15 protein-coding genes are annotated in these 19,403 nt (G+C 40.4%); 5 read left to right on the top strand and 10 right to left on the bottom strand.

What is annotated here, in order from left to right:
* Window positions 1-13 precede the first annotated feature (13 nt).
* Entirely contained in the window at window positions 14-592 is a 579-nt protein-coding gene (locus tag C8P64_RS06105) for a hypothetical protein (RefSeq protein WP_108171132.1), read from the bottom strand.
* A gap of 153 nt (window positions 593-745) precedes the next feature.
* On the opposite strand from C8P64_RS06105, the gene C8P64_RS06110 reads away from it, so the two are divergent.
* Entirely contained in the window at window positions 746-1,705 is a 960-nt protein-coding gene (locus C8P64_RS06110) for an NAD-dependent epimerase/dehydratase family protein (protein ID WP_108171133.1), read from the top strand.
* 52 nt (window positions 1,706-1,757) lie between these two features.
* Here C8P64_RS06110 and C8P64_RS06115 read toward each other — a convergent pair whose 3' ends face one another.
* The 4 genes from C8P64_RS06115 to aspS all read right to left on the bottom strand — a co-directional run bounded on the left by C8P64_RS06115 (window position 1,758) and on the right by aspS (window position 5,959).
* A complete protein-coding gene (locus C8P64_RS06115; RefSeq protein WP_072553653.1) occupies window positions 1,758-1,952 on the bottom strand; it encodes a cold-shock protein in 195 nt (64 codons plus the stop codon).
* Between the two features lie 91 nt (window positions 1,953-2,043).
* Complete coding sequence (locus tag C8P64_RS06120) at window positions 2,044-2,271, bottom strand: hypothetical protein (protein WP_108171295.1); 228 nt, start codon at window positions 2,269-2,271, stop codon at window positions 2,044-2,046.
* A gap of 92 nt (window positions 2,272-2,363) precedes the next feature.
* Window positions 2,364-4,154 (bottom strand): chloride channel protein, encoded by a 1,791-nt coding sequence (locus C8P64_RS06125; protein ID WP_108171134.1) that lies wholly within the window; start codon window positions 4,152-4,154, stop codon window positions 2,364-2,366.
* A 56-nt stretch (window positions 4,155-4,210) separates the two neighbouring features.
* Window positions 4,211-5,959 carry an aspartate--tRNA ligase gene (gene aspS / locus C8P64_RS06130; protein WP_108171135.1) on the bottom strand — a complete coding sequence of 583 codons (1,749 nt, stop codon included), beginning with the start codon at window positions 5,957-5,959 and terminating at the stop codon, window positions 4,211-4,213.
* Between the two features lie 229 nt (window positions 5,960-6,188).
* Here aspS and C8P64_RS06135 point away from each other — a divergent pair, with 229 nt between their 5' ends.
* Window positions 6,189-6,554: a toxin-antitoxin system YwqK family antitoxin gene (locus tag C8P64_RS06135; protein WP_108171136.1), complete on the top strand. Its 366-nt coding sequence runs from the start codon at window positions 6,189-6,191 to the stop codon at window positions 6,552-6,554.
* 57 nt (window positions 6,555-6,611) lie between these two features.
* Here C8P64_RS06135 and C8P64_RS06140 read toward each other — a convergent pair whose 3' ends face one another.
* From C8P64_RS06140 to C8P64_RS06155, 4 genes are read right to left on the bottom strand one after another with little or no spacing between them, the layout of a single operon-like run.
* Window positions 6,612-10,073, bottom strand: coding sequence for an efflux RND transporter permease subunit (locus C8P64_RS06140; RefSeq protein WP_108171137.1), 3,462 nt, complete (start codon window positions 10,071-10,073; stop codon window positions 6,612-6,614).
* Between the two features lie 5 nt (window positions 10,074-10,078).
* Window positions 10,079-11,281 carry an efflux RND transporter periplasmic adaptor subunit gene (locus C8P64_RS06145; RefSeq protein WP_245889662.1) on the bottom strand — a complete coding sequence of 401 codons (1,203 nt, stop codon included), beginning with the start codon at window positions 11,279-11,281 and terminating at the stop codon, window positions 10,079-10,081.
* Window positions 11,271-12,710, bottom strand: a complete 1,440-nt coding sequence (locus tag C8P64_RS06150; RefSeq protein ID WP_108171138.1) for a TolC family protein — start codon at window positions 12,708-12,710, stop codon at window positions 11,271-11,273. Before C8P64_RS06150 ends, C8P64_RS06145 begins: the two co-directional genes overlap by 11 nt.
* Window positions 12,700-13,380, bottom strand: a complete 681-nt coding sequence (locus C8P64_RS06155) for a TetR/AcrR family transcriptional regulator (RefSeq protein ID WP_341476482.1) — start codon at window positions 13,378-13,380, stop codon at window positions 12,700-12,702. The genes C8P64_RS06150 and C8P64_RS06155 overlap by 11 nt, the downstream gene beginning before the upstream one ends.
* Window positions 13,381-13,436: 56 nt before the next feature.
* Between C8P64_RS06155 and C8P64_RS06160 the strand changes: the two genes are divergently transcribed.
* From C8P64_RS06160 to odhB, 3 genes are all read left to right on the top strand, one after another.
* Window positions 13,437-14,411 (top strand): polyprenyl synthetase family protein, encoded by a 975-nt coding sequence (locus C8P64_RS06160; RefSeq protein ID WP_108171139.1) that lies wholly within the window; start codon window positions 13,437-13,439, stop codon window positions 14,409-14,411.
* Between the two features lie 168 nt (window positions 14,412-14,579).
* Window positions 14,580-17,360 carry a 2-oxoglutarate dehydrogenase E1 component gene (locus C8P64_RS06165; RefSeq protein ID WP_108171140.1) on the top strand — a complete coding sequence of 927 codons (2,781 nt, stop codon included), beginning with the start codon at window positions 14,580-14,582 and terminating at the stop codon, window positions 17,358-17,360.
* 44 nt (window positions 17,361-17,404) lie between these two features.
* Window positions 17,405-18,679: a 2-oxoglutarate dehydrogenase complex dihydrolipoyllysine-residue succinyltransferase gene (gene odhB, locus C8P64_RS06170; RefSeq protein WP_108171141.1), complete on the top strand. Its 1,275-nt coding sequence runs from the start codon at window positions 17,405-17,407 to the stop codon at window positions 18,677-18,679.
* 243 nt (window positions 18,680-18,922) lie between these two features.
* Here odhB and C8P64_RS06175 read toward each other — a convergent pair whose 3' ends face one another.
* On the bottom strand, window positions 18,923-19,357 hold the full coding sequence (locus C8P64_RS06175; RefSeq protein WP_108171142.1) for a retropepsin-like aspartic protease: 435 nt from the start codon (window positions 19,355-19,357) through the stop codon (window positions 18,923-18,925).
* Window positions 19,358-19,403: the final 46 nt, after the last annotated feature.

The raw sequence follows: 19,403 nt of genomic DNA on the forward strand, positions 1-19,403 counted from the left end.
GTTGAAATTTATTTTAAGATACATCTTTTTCCTCATTCTCAGAGGTGCTCAAACTGTCCATTTGCCTTTCCATTTCCTCGAAATCATCCAGTTCCTTTTCAAATTCCTCAAGGGTTTTAAGGAATATCTCGTTCATCTGTAATTTGAGATTGTTGAATTCCAGGTGCAGTTCCTGTGAGGTCTGGGCGATATCCCGGGCATTTGGATCCTGCCTGCCGGCATATTGCTTTAAAAGCTGGGCCTTGGTATTTACAACATTTAATCGAGCTTCTACCGCAACCGACTTTAAACTATCTGGAACAGAATTTTTCAGGGTTTCCATGATCTGGGCGATCGTCCCGGCATTATTCTTCACATCGTTTACAGAGGATTCTTCAAGTTTGTTTACTTCGTTTTGTGCTGTGATGAATTCAACCCAGTTCAAGGCATATTTTTTTGCTTCAGCTTCCAGGGCATAATTTGGATCTTCAATTTTCAGTTTTTCCTGGAAAGCTTCAGTGTCTTCTACATTTTCGGTAGAATTATCCGGTTCCTGGTCGGGTTTACAGGAAAATATGGTCAGTATAAATAACAGGTAAAAAAACTTGTTCATAAGGAAATTTCAATATTCAGCAAAGTTATTCATTATTTGGTGATCTCTTCAGAATAAAAAAGCATTGAAGAATTCATAACAGATTACGTCAAGAAAATACTAAGATTACGATTTCCTCTTTATAATTAAATATATTTGCAAAAAATTTAATTTATGGCCGGAAGGATTTTGATAATTGGTGCCTGCGGACAAATTGGTACTGAACTTACGCTGAAGTTAAGAGAGATACATGGGAATGATCAGGTGGTCGCCAGTGATATCAGGGAAGGAGCTGAGGAATTGATGCAGTCGGGTCCATTCGAAATATTGAATGCTACAGATGAAGCTCATATTAAGGAGATCGTCGAAAAATATAAAGTAAAAGAGGTTTATTTAATGGCAGCGATGCTTAGCGCTACTGCTGAGAAGGCTCCAATGAAAGCATGGGATCTAAATATGGATTCTTTGTTCCATATACTTAACCTAGCTAAAGACGGCAAGATCGATAAGATCTTCTGGCCTTCGAGTATAGCCGTTTTTGGGCCAAGTACTCCAAAAGATGATACCCCGCAAACCACGATCATGGAGCCTACTACGGTTTATGGAATTAGTAAGCAAACCGGGGAAAGATGGTGTGAGTATTATTTCAGGAAATTTGGGGTAGATGTGCGCAGCATACGTTATCCCGGGATCATTAGTTACAAGACGCTACCGGGTGGAGGAACGACAGATTACGCGATCGAGATCTTCCACGAAGCCATAAAAAATTCACAATATACCAGCTTCCTGGCTAAAGATGCTGCCTTGCCTATGATGTATATGGACGATGCGATAAAAGCAACGGTAGATATTATGGAAGCGCCTGCAGAAAAGATTAAGGTTAGATCTTCCTATAATCTTGCGGCGATCAGTTTTACTCCTGAAATTCTAGCGGAAGAGATCAAAAAGCACATCAAGGATTTTGAAATCTCCTATGAGCCAGATTTCCGTCAAAATATTGCTGAATCATGGCCTTCCAGTATAGATGACAGTTCTGCGAGAGAAGACTGGGGATGGACGCATGATTTTGATCTTGACAGGATGACCACGACCATGCTCGACGGAGTTGGAAAGACCCTGAAGGAAAAAGCATAAATAAAAAAAAGCCGCTGAAAAGCGGCTTTTTAATTTCCTCAGAAAAAATATATTATTCGATCACGCGTACTTCTGTAGCGTTCACTCCTTTTCTTCCTTCTGTTTCTTCGTACTCAACTCTATCACCTTCCTGGATAGTTTCTCCGTTCAAACCGGTGATGTGTACGAAAATGTCTCTTTTTGTGTCGTCGTTGGTAATGAATCCATAACCTTTAGATTCATTGAAAAATTTAACTGTGCCTTGCATAAAAATAATAATTAATAAAGCACAAACATAATAGATAAAATTTTAGAATCCGCTGAAAATCAGAATTTTTTATGATTTTTTTTGTCAGACTTTAGTCGATCCCTTTATCCCGCATTTTTTTCATATTGTCCTCAGAGAGAGTGTAATCCTTTAATTTTTTCCCTCTCCAGCGCACTGCTAAAAAGATAGGCATGAGTATAAATGCGCTTACCAGAACGGCAATTCCAATAATTCTGTCGCCGGTTAAAACATCATCATTTATGCGAAAATAAAATCCTACAGCGATCGCTATTAGAATTGCAATTCCCAATATTTTCATAAAAATTTTCATCGGTAATTCGAATTTTGAGTTTCTATTCTTGCCTGGATAAGCTTAGGCAAATTTAGTATTCAATTTGAAAGAAAATAGAACTAAACGGTAACTTCTATTAATTTCTTCCTGTAGGCTGTTAGCATTTTAGATTTAGAGATAAAGCCAATATACTTTCCTTCCTGCACAACCGGCAAATTCCAGGCATTGCTTTCCTGGAATTTTTTCATGATCATTTTCATTCTATCGGTTTCAAGATCGATGATCTCAGGAGCCTGTTGCATAATGTCCTGCACCTTTACTTCATCATAAAGCTTTTCATTGAACATGATAGGCCGAATATCATCTAATAATATGATACCCATGAAATTACGATTTTCGTCGATTACAGGAAAGATATTCCGGGATGATTTTACCACTCCTTTATGGATAACATCACCCAGGTTCATTTCTATTTCCAGCGGGATGAAATTCTTTTCAATAACCTGGCGAATATTCATTAAGGTAAGCACGGTTTGATCTTTATCATGGGTAAGCAGGTCTCCTCTTTGTGCCAGCTCCATGGTATAAACAGAATGAGGCTGAAATTTACTGGTGATCATATAAGAGATCGCTGCCGTTATCATTAACGGGATAAAAAGTTCGTAACCGTGAGTAAGTTCAGCTATAAGGAAAATCGCCGTGAGCGGGGCATGTAGGACACCCGCCATGAGTCCGGCCATTCCTACAAGCGTAAAATTGCTTACCGATATCTGATGCTTTAATACTGAAATATTATTTATAAAAAGGGCAAAGCAGTGACCCATAGCACTTCCCATGAACATCACCGGGGCAAAGATACCACCTACACCACCGGCGCTAAAAGTAAGCGAGGAAGCAATGATCTTGAATATAACCAGGCCGGCCAGAAGAAGGATTACTACCCAGATATTTTCCAGGTAGGCATTGAATAAATTTGTTCCCAGCGCTTCTATATAATTTTCCTGAAGCAGGTTGTTAATAACGTTATACCCCTCTCCATACAGGGGCGGGATAAAATAAATTAGAACTCCCAGACCAAGACCTGCAAGAATGAGCCGCACGAATGGGGAGGATATTTTCGCCAGAAGCTTCGTGGATCCAAAATATACTTTTGAAAAGTATATGGAACAGGCAGAGGCTAGTACTCCTAACAATATATAATAAGGGACTTCAGAAAGAGTAAAGGCATCTTCCAGTTTAAATGGGAGGATGATCTCGCTTCCGAAGAAAAAATAGGAGGTGATAATTGCCGAAACAGACGCCAGTAAAAGCGGCAGGAGGGAAGCCAGGGTTAGATCAAGGCTAAATACCTCTATGGCAAAAATGATCGCTGCAATAGGTGCTTTGAAGATCGAGGACATCGCTCCGGCAGCTGCACAACCAATAAGCAATGTTCTGGATGCCTGATTCATCAGGAACAGTCGGGAAATATTAGAGCCTAACGATGCTCCGGTAGCAACAGTAGGTCCCTCAAGCCCTACCGAACCACCAAAACCTACTGTTATGGGTGCGGTGATGACAGAGGCATACATCTGGAATCGTTTCATGATCCCTTTCTGCCGGGAAATAGCATACAGGGTAGTAGGAATCCCGTGTCCTACCTTTCGTTTCAGGACGAATTTTATGATGAGGTAAACCAGCAATAAACCTATAACCGGAAAGATAAAATAGAACGCGTCGTGGTATCTCACGATAAATTCACCTTCCAGCAATGATTGGATTAAATGCGTAAGGTTTTTAATGATGACCGCGAAGATACCGGCAACAAAACCTATCAGGGCACTTAAGAACATTAAGAATTGCCTGTGAGATAGGTTCCTGGATTTCCAGGTCAAAAACTTATGTAGCCAAGACCTCCTGAATTTCGCCACTGTCTATTAATTAGCTTATGAATATAAAAAATCCCGCAACACGCGGGATTAAATATTTATAATTTCAATTGAAGATGTAATTCGTCCAGTTGATCATTATCAAGTTTTGCAGGCGCATCTATCATTACATCACGCCCCGCGTTATTTTTAGGGAAGGCGATGAAATCTCTAATACTTTCCTGTCCACCAAGAATTGCTACCAGCCTGTCGAAACCAAAAGCGATCCCACCGTGTGGCGGAGCTCCATACTGGAAAGCATCCATTAGGAATCCAAATTGTGCTTTAGCTTCTTCAGGAGTAAATCCAAGATATTTGAACATCTGGGACTGAGTTTCCTTATCGTGTATCCTTATAGATCCACCTCCAATTTCGTTACCGTTCAATACAAGATCATATGCGTTTGCTCGTACTTTTCCAGGTTCTGTTTCCAGAAGCGCGAAATCTTCTTTTTTAGGAGAAGTAAACGGGTGGTGCATTGCGTGGAATCTTTCGGTCTCTTCATCCCATTCCAGAAGTGGGAAATCCACAACCCATAATGGCGCGAATTCATCAGCTTTTCTTAATCCAAGCTCATTTCCTAAATGCATTCTTAAGGCGCTAAGCTGAGATCTTGTTTTGGCAGCATCTCCAGCCATAACCAGCATAAGGTCTCCCGGTTTTGCACCGGTAGCTTCTGCCCAGGCAGCAAGATCTTCCTGAGAATAGAATTTATCTACAGAAGATTTTAGAGTTCCGTCCTCATTATATTTTGCCCAAACCAGTCCGTTTGCCCCAATCTGTGGTCTTTTAACCCAGGAAATAAGATTATCGATCTCTTTTCTAGTGAAAGAAGCAGCACCCGGAACAGCAATTCCAACCACTAGTTCCTGCTGATCGAAAACATTGAATCCTTTATTCTTTGCCAGGTCATCAAGTTCTGCGAATTCCATCCCAAAACGAATATCTGGTTTGTCGTTCCCGTACTTTTTCATGGCCTCATCATAAGTCATTCTTGGGAATTCGGCTACGTCTACACCTTTGATCTCCTTAAGCAAATGCATGGTAAGACCTTCGAAAATATTCAGGATATCTTCCTGCTCCACAAAGGCCATCTCGCAGTCTATCTGGGTGAATTCCGGCTGGCGATCTGCCCTAAGGTCTTCGTCCCTGAAACACTTAACGATCTGGAAATATTTATCCATTCCGCCAACCATCAGCAATTGTTTGAAGGTTTGCGGAGATTGAGGAAGGGCATAAAACTGACCTTCGTTCATTCTGCTTGGTACTACAAAGTCACGAGCTCCTTCTGGAGTAGATTTTATAAGGTAAGGTGTCTCAATTTCAATAAAACCTTGGTTAGAAAGGTAATTTCTCACCTTCATTCCTACCTGGTGGCGGAACATTAATTTGTTCTTAACCGGGTTACGACGAATATCCAGGTACCTGTATTTCATTCTAAGATCTTCCCCACCATCGGTTTCATCTTCAATAGTAAAAGGAGGGGTTTTAGAAGAATTAAGGATCTTGAAGTCATCAACCAGTACTTCGATCTCTCCGGTAGCCATATTCGGGTTTTTCGCCTCTCTTTCTATCACCGTTCCTTCTACCTGGATCACGAACTCACGAGCCAGGTTTCCAGCCTTTTCCATAAGCTCTTTGGAGGAGCGTTCCTCATCAAAAATTAACTGGGTTAAACCGTAGCGATCACGAAGATCTACCCAGATCATAAAACCTTTATTTCTAACTTTTTGAACCCATCCTGAAAGGGTTACTTTGTTACCGATCTGTTGTGCGTTTAGTTCACCGCAGGTATGACTTCTGTACATGTTATCCTTGAAATTTAGAATGGGCACAAAAGTAAGAAGTTAAACACTTTTACTGAACCTTTCCTGCTTAAAAATTATTCGATTTTATTTCAATGTTACCTAATGTTCATTACGTAATTGTTTGAAAACAAGTTAAAAAGCACTCCAATGTTAACTTAATGTTACGTAAATATTGATTGTTTGTAAACTTTTGGTATATTTGTAATATTAACGTTAACTGAAAAGAGCTATGAAGACTATAAAGAACATATTTTTGGCAGCGGTATTTCTAGTAGGAGGAACTGCATTAGCCCAGGATAAATCCCCTGAACCTACCTTTGAGAAAAAGGGAGATCTAATTAAAGGAACGTTTTATTATGAAGATGGAAGTGTTAGACAGGAAGGTACGTACAAGGACGGCAGACTCCACGGACAATGGGTTTCTTACGACCAAAATGGTGAGAAGGCAGCCATCGCGCATTACGAAAATGGTAGAAAAGACGGAAAATGGTTTTTCTGGTCTGAAGATAAACTTACTGAAGTGGACTATCAAAATAGCGTAATCGCAAGTGTGAACAGCTGGAAAAACGAAAGTTCATTAGTGAGCAATCAATAAAGAGAAATTAATATTTCAACAAAAAACCCCGAAGCATCGCTTCGGGGTTTTTTGTTATCAGGCTTTTTGCAGTTCCCTTTCTTTACGTTTATCTGCGAACTTCACCTTGGCCCTGTTCACCAGGTAGAACATTACCGGTACTACTACCAGGGTAAGGAAAGTGGCGAATACAAGCCCGAAGATCACCGTCCATGCCAGTGGTCCCCAGAAGATAACGTTGTCACCTCCAATATAAATTCCGGGATCGTAATCTGTAATTAACCCGAAGAAATCTATATTAAGTCCTACTGCCAGCGGGATCAAGCCAAGAACCGTGGTGATCGCAGTAAGCAATACCGGTCTTAACCTTGATTTACCACCTCTAACAATAACCTCGAAATATTGTGCTCTGGTTAAAAGCTCATCTTCCTCAAGTTCCAGCTCCTTTTTCTTACGATCTATCAGGATCTGGGTATAATCTATTAGAACGATCGCGTTGTTAACAACGATACCTGCCAGCGAAATGATTCCCATCATGGTCATGATGATGATGAAATCCATCTGGAAGATTATTAGTCCCAGGAATACACCTACAAGACTCAGTACCACCGCCATCAAAATAATGATAGGTTTGGAGATCGAGTTGAATTGAGCTACGAGGATCAACAGAATTCCACCAAGCGCAATAAGAAGTGCTTTTAAAAGGAAATTCATGTTTTCTTGCTGCTCCTCCTGCTCTCCGGTAAACTCAAGGCTAATATCTTCTGGCATCTCGTAATTCTTAAGAGCGGTTTTTAATTGCTCTACGATTTGGTTCCCGTTGTAACCTTGAAGCACGTTAGAATAGACCGTTATCACTCGTTTAAGATCCTTTCGTTTAATGGAGCTAAAAGAAGAGGCTACCTCTGTCTCTACCAAAGAGGAGATAGGGATCTGCCTGGTTTGCCCTGAATTTTGATCTTTAAAGGTTATTGGCTGGTTGAAAAGTGCATTTTCGTTATACCTGAATTCTTCATTAAAACGAACATTAACTTCATAATCATCATCACCTTCCTTGTATGTTGAAACTTCCTCACCATAGATCGCACGTCTTAAAGTTTGTCCAACCTGTGAGGTAGAAACCCCAAGCTGACCGGCTTTTCTTCGGTCGACTCTTACATCAAGTTCAGGTTTAGACTTGTTCACGTCAATCTTAAGTTCCTCGATCCCCGGAATGCTTAATTCCTGGATATAAGATCTAAGATTTTCAGCTTCGGCAAGCATGGTCTCATAATCCTCACCTTTTAATTCAATGTTTATTGGGTAACCTGCCGGAGGTCCTGCTGCGTCTTTTTCAACCTGTATAGAAGCACCTGGAAATTCATTAACTGCATTACGAACTTCAGCCAGAACCTGCGAACTTTCCACACCACGACGTTTCTTGAATTCCCGCATAACGATAGTGACCTTACCCTTGTGAGGCATTTCATTTTGCTGGCCACCGTCTGTCTGAGGGTTTCCGGCACCTTCACCTACCTGTGAAATAACAGATTCCACCATGAAGTTGTAGCCGTCCTCATCTTCATATTTTTCAATTACATCAAAGATCTGCTCCTCAACTTTCTTGGTAAGCTCATTGGTCTTTTCGATATCGGTACCTTCAGGATATTCAATATAAGTGATCACCTGTTTAGGCTGGTTTTCCGGGAAAAACAGAACGTCTGGCTGTACAAGTCCTATCAATACAAAAGAAAGGAATAATAAAAGCAGTGTTCCAAAGAAGAAACCATATGCTTTTCTCCCCCTTAAGGCAAACTTTAGAAAACGTTCGTAATTGCTCTCCAGTTTTTTAAGTGACTTGAACTGAAAGTATTTTACCGCTCCCGAAAGTACATATTTGTAGAACCACATTAATATTGCGCCCAGAAGGAATAAATTACCCAGGGCTCTTAGTGCTCCTACTTTTACCAGGTACCCAGAAACGAGTAATACAACACCGATCACCACCATAATAATACTTATCCTGATCAATCTCTTTTTAGAGATCCTGCCTTCCTCGGTCTTCATGAACTGCGAGGTTAGCATGGAGTTAATGATCAAAGCGACAAAAAGAGAGGAACCTAATACGATAGACAAGGTGATAGGGAAGATCACCATGAACTTTCCTATGGTTCCAGGCCATAATCCCAGCGGGAAAAAGGCCATTAAAGTGGTTGCGGTAGATGCGATAATAGGCCAGGCGATCTCACCAAGTCCTTGTTTCGCCGCTTTTTTTCTTGGCCAGCCTTCATCCATCAGGGTATAGACATTCTCCACAACAACGATCCCGTTATCTACCAGCATTCCCAGACCCATTACCAGTGCAAAAAGCACCATGGTATTCAGGGTATAACCAAGGCTGGAAAGTATGATATAAGAAAGGAACATAGACAGTGGAATCGCCAATCCTACGAATAGCGAGTTTCTAAAGCCCAGGAAAAACATTAACACCAGTACTACCAGGATCACCCCGAAAATAATGTTGTTTACCAGGTCATTTACCTGGTTACGGGTATCGGTAGATAGGTCATTGGTAAGGCTTATGTCTAAAGAATCCGGGAGATATTCTTCCTGCTCGGTCTTGATGATCTCCTTGATCTCATCTACCGCCTCGATCATGTTCTTTCCGCTTCGCTTCTTAACATCGAGCATGACTACCGGCTCGCCATATTCTCTCGCGTAAGTGGTTGCATCTTTTTCCTGAAAATTAACTTCAGCGATATCTTTAAGGAAGATATTTCCTCCGTCGCTTTTTACCACGACATTCCTTAGCTCTGCCGGATCCTCGATCTCTCCAATGATCCTGATATTCTTCTGAACTCCGCTGGTGATAATATTACCTCCTGAAATTGTCCTGTTTTCGGCACTAACCGCGCTTATAATATCCTGAAAACTAACTTCGGAAGCGCTCATTTTATAAATATCAACGGCGATCTCCACCTCCATATCTTCAGCTCCGCGAATACTGGCTTCTTTGATCTGCGGAAGTAATTCGATCTTTTCCTGGAGATATTCAGCGTAATCCTTCAGCTGCTGTACGGTATAATCACCCGTAAGGTTGATATTCAGGATAGGTTGTTCTTCCGATAGGTTGAGGTCAAAAACGTTAGGCTCGACCTTAGCGCCATTGTCCAGCGTCGGCCAGGTGGTTTCTGCTTTAACCAGGTCTACCTTATCCTTTATCTTTTGTTTGGCGACATCAACATTTACCTCTTCTTCAAATTCTACGATAACCAGTGAATAATCCTGAAGGGTAGTGGAGCTGATCTCCTTAACACCCCCAACATCATTGAATTCTTCCTCGAGGGGTTCAGTGATAAATTTCTCAACGTCTTCTGCCGAGTTACCCGGGTTAATGGAACTCACATATATTTTGGTCTCTATGATCTCAGGAAAAGATTCCCGCGGCATGCTATAATAGGAAAGTAAACCACCTATCATAATAATGGCGATGATCACGTACACCGTCATCTTGTTGTCTATCGCCCAGGAAGAGAGTTTGAATTCTTTATCTAATTTCATTCTGCTTATTTTCTGAATTTAACTTCCTGACCGTCGCGTATATTTTTCGCCCCGTCGGTAATTAAGATTTGTCCGCTTTCAAGTCCTTTTTTGATCTCGATAGAATCATTATAGACCAGTCCGGTTTCAACAACCACTTTCTTAGCAACGCCAAAATTCTTATCATTTTCCTGCTCCAGTACATATACTATGTTTTCTCCCTGGGCATTTTTCTGAATACTGCTTTCCGGGATCACGATAGCATTTTCTGAAGTGTAATCGTTCAATTTGATCGTGGCGATCTGGTTAGGCTTAATGAGTCCCTTTTCGTTTGGTACGGCAACTTCGATCCTGAAAGTCCTGTTGTTCGGGTTGATGTTATTTCCAACCTGGCTGATCTTTCCTTCAAATTCACGCCCTACAGATCCGATATTTACCTTTACTTCAGTTCCCTTCGAAATCTTACTCAGGTAATTTTCGGGAACATCGGCCTCCACATACATATTATCAAGACTAATTATTCTAAAAAGCTGGTTCTGTCCAGGGTTCACCACTTCGCCCTGCTCGCTGATTACATCATCTACCACTCCGCTAAAAGGAGCTCTAACTACGGTCTTATCCAGTTGCGACTTCAACCTGTTAACTGAACTCTGTAAAGATTCATAATTGGTTTTCGCTTGCAGGTACTGCATTTCTGAACCTATATTTTGTTCCCAAAGTCTTTCCTGTCTTTCATAGGTGGTTTTGGCAAGTCTTTCCTGAGCTTCCAGTTGGGCTAGTTCGTTTTGCAGTCCTCCGTCATCAATACGGGCAAGGACCTGTCCTTTAGAAACCATGTCTCCTTCGTTCACCCGAACATCGGTTAGAATTCCCGAAAATTCAGGATAGATTATGATGTTTTCATCTGTAGCAACATTACCCTGCACTTCTGCGTAGTGTTTGAATAGGGTATCCTGGATAGTATGGACATTTACCAGGTCCATTCTCCTATTCTTATCTAACTTTTTAATGGCTTCGTCCAAGCGATCTATTTGTTCGGCGATCTGGGCCTGTTCGGTGCTGAGTTCAGATTTTTTTGCTCTTATCTGGCTGAGATCTTCACTTTCCAGTACCTCGTCTATAGATTTGGTTTCCGCGTCTCCACCGCAGGAAATAAGGACAAGGGGCAATCCAAATAGTAGTATAAATTTTTTCATGTTCTTCTGTATAAATGGGAGATTAGTTTTCATCGTTATAACTTCTTGTATCCAGTAAATTTTCAAGTTCTGCTTTTGCGGTGATCACATCCAGCATAGATTGTAGATATTCCTGCTGGGCAGTATATAATTGTCTTTGCGCTTCGGTAAGTTCAAAACTGCTGGCGATCCCTTCAAAAAACTTTATCTGGTTTTTGTTTTCTATTCTTTCGGCCAATTCAAGATTTCTTACCGCATTCTGATAACTCTCTATGCTGAACTCGTATTCGCTTTTAGCCATATTGATTTGGCGTTTCACATCATTTTCGGTCTGTTCAAGATCAAGCAACGCCTGTTCATATTCCAGCTCTCTCTGCTGCGTCCGGGAACTTCTCATCCCGGAGCTGAAAATTGGAATATTCAGGCTCACTCCTAAAATGGATTGCCCATAATACTCCTGGTCGCTATTAAGAAAAGTGAATTTATCTGCAAATCCCTGGTAACCGTAATTCACGAATCCAGAAAGGGTAGGCAAAGCCTTGGCTTTTTGAAGTCTTACCTGAATTTGCGCAGACTCAGCAGAATTCTTGGCAATACGATAATCGATATTTTCTTCTATAGGTATGGTTCTTTCTAGAATTGCCGGCTCATAATATTTCATGGCCAGGCCATTGAGGTCATCGGTAAGGGTTACCTGGTCTTCTACCGGGATCCCTAAACTCAGGTTCAACAATTCATATGCGATCTCGCGCATTCTCTCGCTTCGGCTAAGATTGTTTTTAAGTCTTAAAAGAGTAATTTCCAGTTGCTCAACATCTTCCTGCTCGGCAAGACCATTTTCATAGATCTTCTGGGTGTCGTTATAATTCTTTTGAACCGTGGCCACATTCTTTTCAAGTATATCAACACTTTCTTCAGCCAGTAGTACATTTCCGTAAGCGCTTATGACAGATTTTTTTATCTCCAGGTCGGTCTTGGTTTTGGCATTTTTGGAGATCTGTAATAAGGTTTTCACAGATTGTATCCCTACGATATAAGATCCGTCGAAGATCAACTGCCTCCAGGTGGCGGTAGCATTTACACTTTGTTTGGTTCCAAATCTCACCGGGATAAAACCTTCCGGAGCATCTACCGGGGTGTCATTTCTTTCTACATTATCAAAATAATCCTGTACAATATCTATAGTGCTTTGTGTATTATCAAAAGCTGCTGCCGGTAATAAAGTGACCGGTTGTTTCAGGAGATTCTGATAATCTACCGCACCATCTATTTGCGGAAGCCCCTGGGCAATGATTTCCCATTTTTGCTTCAATGCGATCTGTACATCTTTTTCTGCGATCTGGGATTGATAATTGTTTTCAATTCCAAATTCTATAGCTTCCTCTATAGAAAACCGGTAATTTTTTGAGCTTTCTTCCTGGGCGAATAATCCTGAAGCGAGCAGGATCAAGAAGCTAAAAATCTTTACTGACCTATTTTTCATTTAAAATCTCTTCTAATGTTTCTATTCCTTTTGGGGTGCAGATGGCACGCAGATGATATTCGGTAAAATAATCCATGAGCATGGAGTGACTGTATTCTTCTATAGGGAAAACGTCTGTATCTTTTATTCCCATCATTCCAACAAAATGGATACGGCTAATAAAATCTATAGGCATATTCTTCCTGTAGTAACCCGTCTCGATACCTCTCTTTATATTATCTGTAACGCAATCGTCCAGCAATTCAAATTGTCTTGTTCTAAGACTTTCAAATGCCTTGGGATAATATTTCTTTAGCTGAAAATGAGGGGAGGTCTTCTGATCCTTCAAATGATGTATTACAAATCTTTTGATCTCGAAATTCTCTTTGATAGGATTCTGTTTCTTCGCTCTTATTTTTTCGATCCCGCAATTGATGTTCTCAAAAACATGATGGCCGGTGGCAAGTACGAGCTTGCTTTTAGTAGAATAGTGAGTGTAAATCGTTTTTTTTGATATACCAAGCTTTTCAGCAATATCATCCATGGTCACGCTCTTAAAGCCATAATTGAGAAACATCTCAGCGGCAGTATTTAAAATGGCATCTCTCACTAACAAATAATTTTTGGCAAAAGTAAATATGGAAACTTTAAAAACCATAATAGTTTCCAAAGTTTTACTATTATTTAACATCTGCTTAAAATTTGAATTACTAGCATTTATGGTATTTTAGCGGAAAATTTTTTTTCATGCTTGCCATTTCCCAGTATAGAGAAGCCGTAATCGACTATCTACACGAAAAGATCAAAGTAAAAGAACCCGCTAATTTATATGAACCAATGGTTTATATCCTTGAACAAGGCGGAAAGCGTTTACGTCCTGTCCTGGTTCTAATGGCAACAGAGATCTTTGACTGCAACTACAAAAAGGCCTTAGATGCTGCTTTGGCGATCGAGGTTTTTCATAACTTTTCCTTGGTGCATGACGATATTATGGACGATGCGCCAATTAGAAGAGGGAAGGAGACCGTACATGAAAAGTGGGATATTAATACCGGTATCCTTTCTGGTGATGCCATGCTCATTAACGCCTATCAGCTTTTTGAAAATTACGAAGGAGAAACATTCAAGGAATTATCATCTTTATTCACTAAAACTGCCATTCAGGTATGTGAAGGTCAGCAATATGATATCGATTTTGAAACAAGGGATAATGTAAGTATCGATGATTACCTTAAGATGATCGAATATAAAACCGCTGTCCTGGTAGGTGCTTCATTACAAATGGGGGCGATCGTCGCTCAGACTTCGAAAGCTTGCAAAGAAGCTATCTATCAATATGGAAGATTGCTGGGTATTGCATTTCAGCTTCAGGATGATTACCTGGATGCATTTGGAGATCCTGAAACCTTTGGGAAGCAACCTGGTGGAGATATCATCGAAAACAAAAAGACCTTTCTTTATCTAAAGACCCTGGAGCTGGCTAACAAAAGTGAGGCGATGCAATTAGAACATTTGTATACTATTTCTCCGGCAGAAAATTCCGGAAAGATAGAAGCGGTAAAAGCCCTATTTGAAAGTAGTGGTGCCGCCGAACTTACCCGCAGGGAGATTGAAAATTATACAGATAAGGCCTTTAAGATCCTTGATAAAATAGAATTACCTGAAGCAAAAAAATTACCGCTACGCAACTTCGGAAAAATGCTCATGGAGCGACAGGTATAATTATCATCCTTACATTCTTATTATCAGCTTACAATAACTTCATTTACAGTTACTGTTAAAATTCCTATAATGCTATAGAGAATTCTACTCATGCTTACAAGCTGTTTTTTTTAAAAATTGTATTTTTGCTATGTTTTCAAAAACAAAAGAAACATTTGTTTCAATTCTATGGATAGATTTTCATTTCTAAATGCTGCTCATACTGCATATTTCGCAGAACTTTACGATCAATACTTAAAATATCCTGATAGTGTGGAGCCCAGTTGGAGGGCTTTTTTCCAGGGATTCGACTTTGGAATGCAACAAGATGGCGTTTCTGAAGAGGTATTAAGTGAAGCTCCTGTAGATTTTGCTGAAGGAGATATACCAGCACACGTTATAAAAGAATTTCAGGTAATTCGTTTAATTGACGGTTACCGAACAAGAGGACACTTATTTACCAAAACCAATCCGGTTAGGGAGCGTAGAAAATATACTCCTACCCTGGAAATTTCCAATTTTGGTCTTGAAGAGAGTGACCTTGATACCAAGTTCAATGCAGGAGATATTCTGGGCATTGGGCCAACTTCTCTTAAAGAGATCATCAGGCACCTTGAAAAGATCTACTGTGAGTCTATCGGGATAGAGTATATGTATATTCGAAAGCCTGAGGAGATCGAGTGGATTCAGAATAAATTAAATGTAAATGAGAATCATCCAAAATTTGATGAAACTCAGAAGAAACAGATCTTAAAGAAGCTGAATGAAGCGGTTTCTTTTGAATCTTTTCTACATACAAAATATGTCGGTCAAAAGCGTTTCTCACTGGAAGGTGGAGAAAGTTTAATTCCTGCCCTGGACGCGCTTATAGAAAAAGCTGCTGAAATTGGCGTTGAAGAATTTGTGATGGGAATGGCCCACCGTGGGAGATTAAATACCCTTACCAATATCTTCGGAAAGAATGCCAAGGATATTTTCAGCGAATTCGACGGAAAGGATTACGAGCAGGATATATTTGACGGGGATGTGAAATATCACCTGGGATGGACTTCCTGCCGCACTACAGATACCGGTAAGGAAATAAATATCAATATCGCGCCTAACCCTTCCCACCTGGAAACAGTAGGAGCTGTGGTAGAAGGAATTGCCCGTGCAAAACAGGACAGACGTTACGAAAGAGATAATTCTAAAGTACTGCCTATTCTCGTTCACGGAGATGCCGCCATCGCAGGGCAGGGACTCGTTTATGAATTAGTACAAATGGCGAAGCTGGAAGGTTATGAAACCGGCGGAACCATACATATAGTGGTAAACAACCAGATTGGTTTTACCACAAACTATCTGGATGCAAGAAGTTCAACTTATTGTACAGATGTGGGGAAAGTAACGCTTTCTCCGGTATTGCACGTGAATGCAGATGATGCTGAAGCGGTAGTACACGCGATACTTTTCGCTTTGGATTTCAGGATGAAATTCAAAAGAGATGTATTCATAGACCTTCTTGGTTATAGAAAATATGGTCATAACGAAGGTGATGAACCAAGATTTACTCAGCCAAAATTATATAAGGCGATCTCGAAACATGAGAATGCCCGGGATATATATTTTGAAAAGCTGAAAAAAGAAGGTGTTGCCGATGATGAGTATCTAAAGAAACTTGAGGATACCTATAAAGCAGCGCTAGAGGAGAAGCTGGAAGATTCCAGAAAGGAAGAAACTACCAGGATCACTCCTTTTATGCAGGACGAATGGGATGGCTTCCAGAATGTGCAGGAAGATGAGATGATGAAAGACGTGGATACCACGTTCGACCTGGAAAAACTGGATAAGGTAGCTGAAGCTATTTCTCAATTACCGGAAGGTAAAAAGTTCATGAGAAAGATCCAGAAGATCATCGATGGTAGAAAGAAAATGTATTTCGAAGATAATAAGCTGGACTGGTCTATGGCCGAGCATCTTGCTTATGGATCTTTAATGACTGAAGGATATAATGTGAGGATCAGCGGTCAGGATGTGGAAAGGGGAACCTTCTCTCACCGTCATGCCGTGGTTAAAGTAGAAGATAGTGAGGAAGAGATTATTCTTCACAACAATATAAAAGACAGAGACGGAGATTTCTTTATTTACAATTCATTGCTTTCAGAATATGGAGTGGTAGGTTTCGATTATGGTTATGCCATGGCGAGCCCAACTACACTGGCGATCTGGGAAGCTCAGTTCGGAGATTTTGTGAACGGAGCCCAGATCATGATAGACCAGTATATTTCTGCAGCAGAGGATAAATGGAAATTACAGAATGGATTGGTGATGTTACTGCCTCATGGTTATGAAGGTCAGGGAGCAGAACACTCTTCAGGTAGAATGGAGCGTTTCCTTCAGCTTTGTGCTAAGGATAATATGTACGTGGCCGATATTTCAACGCCGGCAAACATGTTCCATATTTTAAGAAGACAGATGAAGGCTGAATTCAGAAAACCTCTGATTATTTTCACGCCGAAAAGTCTTCTTCGTCATCCAAAAGTGATCTCTACCAAAGAAGAGTTTGCCAACGGAAGCTTCCAGCCACTTATAGATGATTCAGAAGCTGATGTGGATAAGGTAGAAACACTTGTCTTCTGTACCGGTAAATTCTATTATGATTTGCTAAAACACAGAGAGGATAATGATAGAAACGATATCGCTCTGGTAAGAATAGAACAATTATTCCCATTGCCTAGCTCACAAATGAGAGAGATAATGGAGAAGTATAAAAATGCTGATGATGTAGTTTGGGCTCAGGAAGAACCTAGAAATATGGGGGCTTATGGTCACTTATTGCTACATTTTGAAGAGGCGCGCAAGTTCAGGGTATGCAGCCGTAAATTCTACGGATCGCCTGCTGCCGGTAGTTCAGTGCGTTTCAAGAAACGTCACGAGCGTGTGATAAATAGTGTTTTTGACAAGAATTTAAAAGAAGAAGAAAATAATTAAGAATCATTTTCCTGAGAATTCAGGAGACTAAATAGATAACAATCATGGCCTTAGAAATGAAAGTTCCTTCACCCGGGGAATCCATCACTGAAGTTGAAATAGCCCAGTGGCTGGTAGAAGACGGGGATTACGTTGAAAAAGATCAGGCAGTAGCCGAAGTTGATAGTGATAAAGCTACCCTGGAGCTTCCTGCAGAAGCTAGTGGTATCATCACTCTTAAGGCTGAAGAAGGCGATGTGGTTGAGGTTGGTGAAGTAGTTTGTCTTATAGACACCGAAGCTGAAAAGCCGGGTGGCGGAGATAGTAAAGACGACAAACCTGCTGAAGAAGAAGAAAAAGAACGTCAGGAAAAGACTGAAGATAAGAAGGATAGTGAAAAAGCTGATGCTAAAACTGAAGAGCCTTCAAAATCCAGCACTCCTAAACAAAAACAGGATACTTATGCTACGGGAAGTCCTTCTCCTGCGGCTAAAAAGATCCTTGATGAAAAAGGAATTTCTTCAAAAGATGTTAAAGGAACCGGAAGAGATGGTCGTGTAACTAAAGAGGATGCTGTGGAAGCTAAAGCTTCTATGGGAACTCCGGGAACAGGATCCAGAGGAGAAGAGAAGAAGAAGATGTCCATGTTCCGTCGTAAACTGGCAGAACGTCTGGTAAGCGCTAAGAACGACACGGCGATGCTAACTACTTTTAACGAAGTAGATATGTCTCCTATCTTCGAACTAAGAAAGAAATATAAAGAAGAGTTTAAGGATAAGCATGGGGTAAGTCTTGGGTTTATGTCTTTCTTCACTTTAGCCGTTATTCGTGCATTAGACGAATATCCTGCGGTGAATTCCATGATAGATGGAGATTACCAGGTGAGCTATGACTATAAAGATATTAGTATTGCTGTTTCCGGACCTAAAGGACTTACGGTTCCGGTAATTAGAAATGCAGAGAACTTAAGTTTCCGCGGAGTGGAAGCAGAGGTTAAACGACTTGCGCTAAGAGCTCGTGATGGAAAGATCACGGTAGACGAAATGACTGGAGGTACTTTTACCATTACTAATGGTGGTGTGTTTGGATCTATGCTTTCAACGCCAATCATTAATCCTCCACAAAGTGCGATCCTTGGAATGCATAATATCGTGGAAAGACCGGTTGCGATCGATGGGCATGTAGAGATTAGACCTATCATGTATGTGGCCTTATCTTATGATCATAGAATTATTGATGGTAAAGAATCTGTTGGATTCCTGGTAGCGGTTAAAGAAGCACTGGAAAATCCTGAAGAGTTATTAATGGATAATGATGTAAAAAGAGCTCTGGAATTATAAATATTTCCAGAGAATAATAAATAAAAAAAGGGGTCCGAAATTTCGGACCCCTTTTTTATTCTAACGAAATTAAAACAAAACTAACAAACGAATAATATTCAAAGCTAAAGTGCTTACTACTAGAATGGCTAGGATTACAAATAGGATCTGCGAGTGTGCTTTAGTTTTGATGATATTTCCTTTTATTATTAAAACACTCAAATCTAGGTTTAATAAGAAAGTGAGTCAAAGGGGATTTTTCCCTTATTTCAAAAATAGAGCTTTGTTTTTGTAGTCTATTACGGCTTTCCCTTTTTTGAGGATATCGGCACCTATTATTCCGTGTACTTTTTCGGCCTTATGATTGGTTAATGCTTCGTTCACGTGTTTAAGGTCGAAAACCACCAGATCCACCTTTTTCTTTTTCCATTTATCTATTTGCAGGCTATTCTTCTGGGAGACCTGCGTAAGCATATTTGTAGCTCCGGCGCCGGCAGCTTTAATATCGCTGTCTTCTGAAAGCAGATCGAAATGTTCTATAGCTTCAATTCCCACGCAGGTGCTGGAAGCACCCGTATCCAGGATAAAATTACCTTCAATATCGTTTATTTTGGCTACCACCTCGAGATGATTCGTTTTGGTGAATTTCATCTTGATTCGATGATATCCTTTTTCTTCTAATAGCTTCTTTAGAGACATTCTTTTTTTTACAAATATATGATTCTAAGAAATAGATAAGGAAAGA

Source organism: Christiangramia gaetbulicola, from assembly GCF_003054225.1.
Taxonomy (GTDB): domain Bacteria; phylum Bacteroidota; class Bacteroidia; order Flavobacteriales; family Flavobacteriaceae; genus Christiangramia; species Christiangramia gaetbulicola.

What these genes read in the sequence shown, in the direction of transcription:
- C8P64_RS06140 (WP_108171137.1), bottom strand. Translation starts at nt 10,073, where the DNA reads ATGAAATTAGATAAAGAATTCAAACTCTCTTCCTGGGCGATAGACAAC.
- C8P64_RS06105 (WP_108171132.1), bottom strand. Translation starts at nt 592, where the DNA reads ATGAACAAGTTTTTTTACCTGTTATTTATACTGACCATATTTTCCTGT.
- C8P64_RS06120 (WP_108171295.1), bottom strand. Translation starts at nt 2,271, where the DNA reads ATGAAAATATTGGGAATTGCAATTCTAATAGCGATCGCTGTAGGATTT.
- C8P64_RS06135 (WP_108171136.1), top strand. Translation starts at nt 6,189, where the DNA reads ATGAAGACTATAAAGAACATATTTTTGGCAGCGGTATTTCTAGTAGGA.
- aspS (WP_108171135.1), bottom strand. Translation starts at nt 5,959, where the DNA reads ATGTACAGAAGTCATACCTGCGGTGAACTAAACGCACAACAGATCGGT.
- C8P64_RS06160 (WP_108171139.1), top strand. Translation starts at nt 13,437, where the DNA reads ATGCTTGCCATTTCCCAGTATAGAGAAGCCGTAATCGACTATCTACAC.
- C8P64_RS06110 (WP_108171133.1), top strand. Translation starts at nt 746, where the DNA reads ATGGCCGGAAGGATTTTGATAATTGGTGCCTGCGGACAAATTGGTACT.
- C8P64_RS06150 (WP_108171138.1), bottom strand. Translation starts at nt 12,710, where the DNA reads ATGAAAAATAGGTCAGTAAAGATTTTTAGCTTCTTGATCCTGCTCGCT.
- C8P64_RS06115 (WP_072553653.1), bottom strand. Translation starts at nt 1,952, where the DNA reads ATGCAAGGCACAGTTAAATTTTTCAATGAATCTAAAGGTTATGGATTC.
- C8P64_RS06175 (WP_108171142.1), bottom strand. Translation starts at nt 19,357, where the DNA reads ATGTCTCTAAAGAAGCTATTAGAAGAAAAAGGATATCATCGAATCAAG.
- C8P64_RS06145 (WP_245889662.1), bottom strand. Translation starts at nt 11,281, where the DNA reads ATGAAAACTAATCTCCCATTTATACAGAAGAACATGAAAAAATTTATA.
- odhB (WP_108171141.1), top strand. Translation starts at nt 17,405, where the DNA reads ATGGCCTTAGAAATGAAAGTTCCTTCACCCGGGGAATCCATCACTGAA.
- C8P64_RS06165 (WP_108171140.1), top strand. Translation starts at nt 14,580, where the DNA reads ATGGATAGATTTTCATTTCTAAATGCTGCTCATACTGCATATTTCGCA.
- C8P64_RS06155 (WP_341476482.1), bottom strand. Translation starts at nt 13,380, where the DNA reads ATGTTAAATAATAGTAAAACTTTGGAAACTATTATGGTTTTTAAAGTT.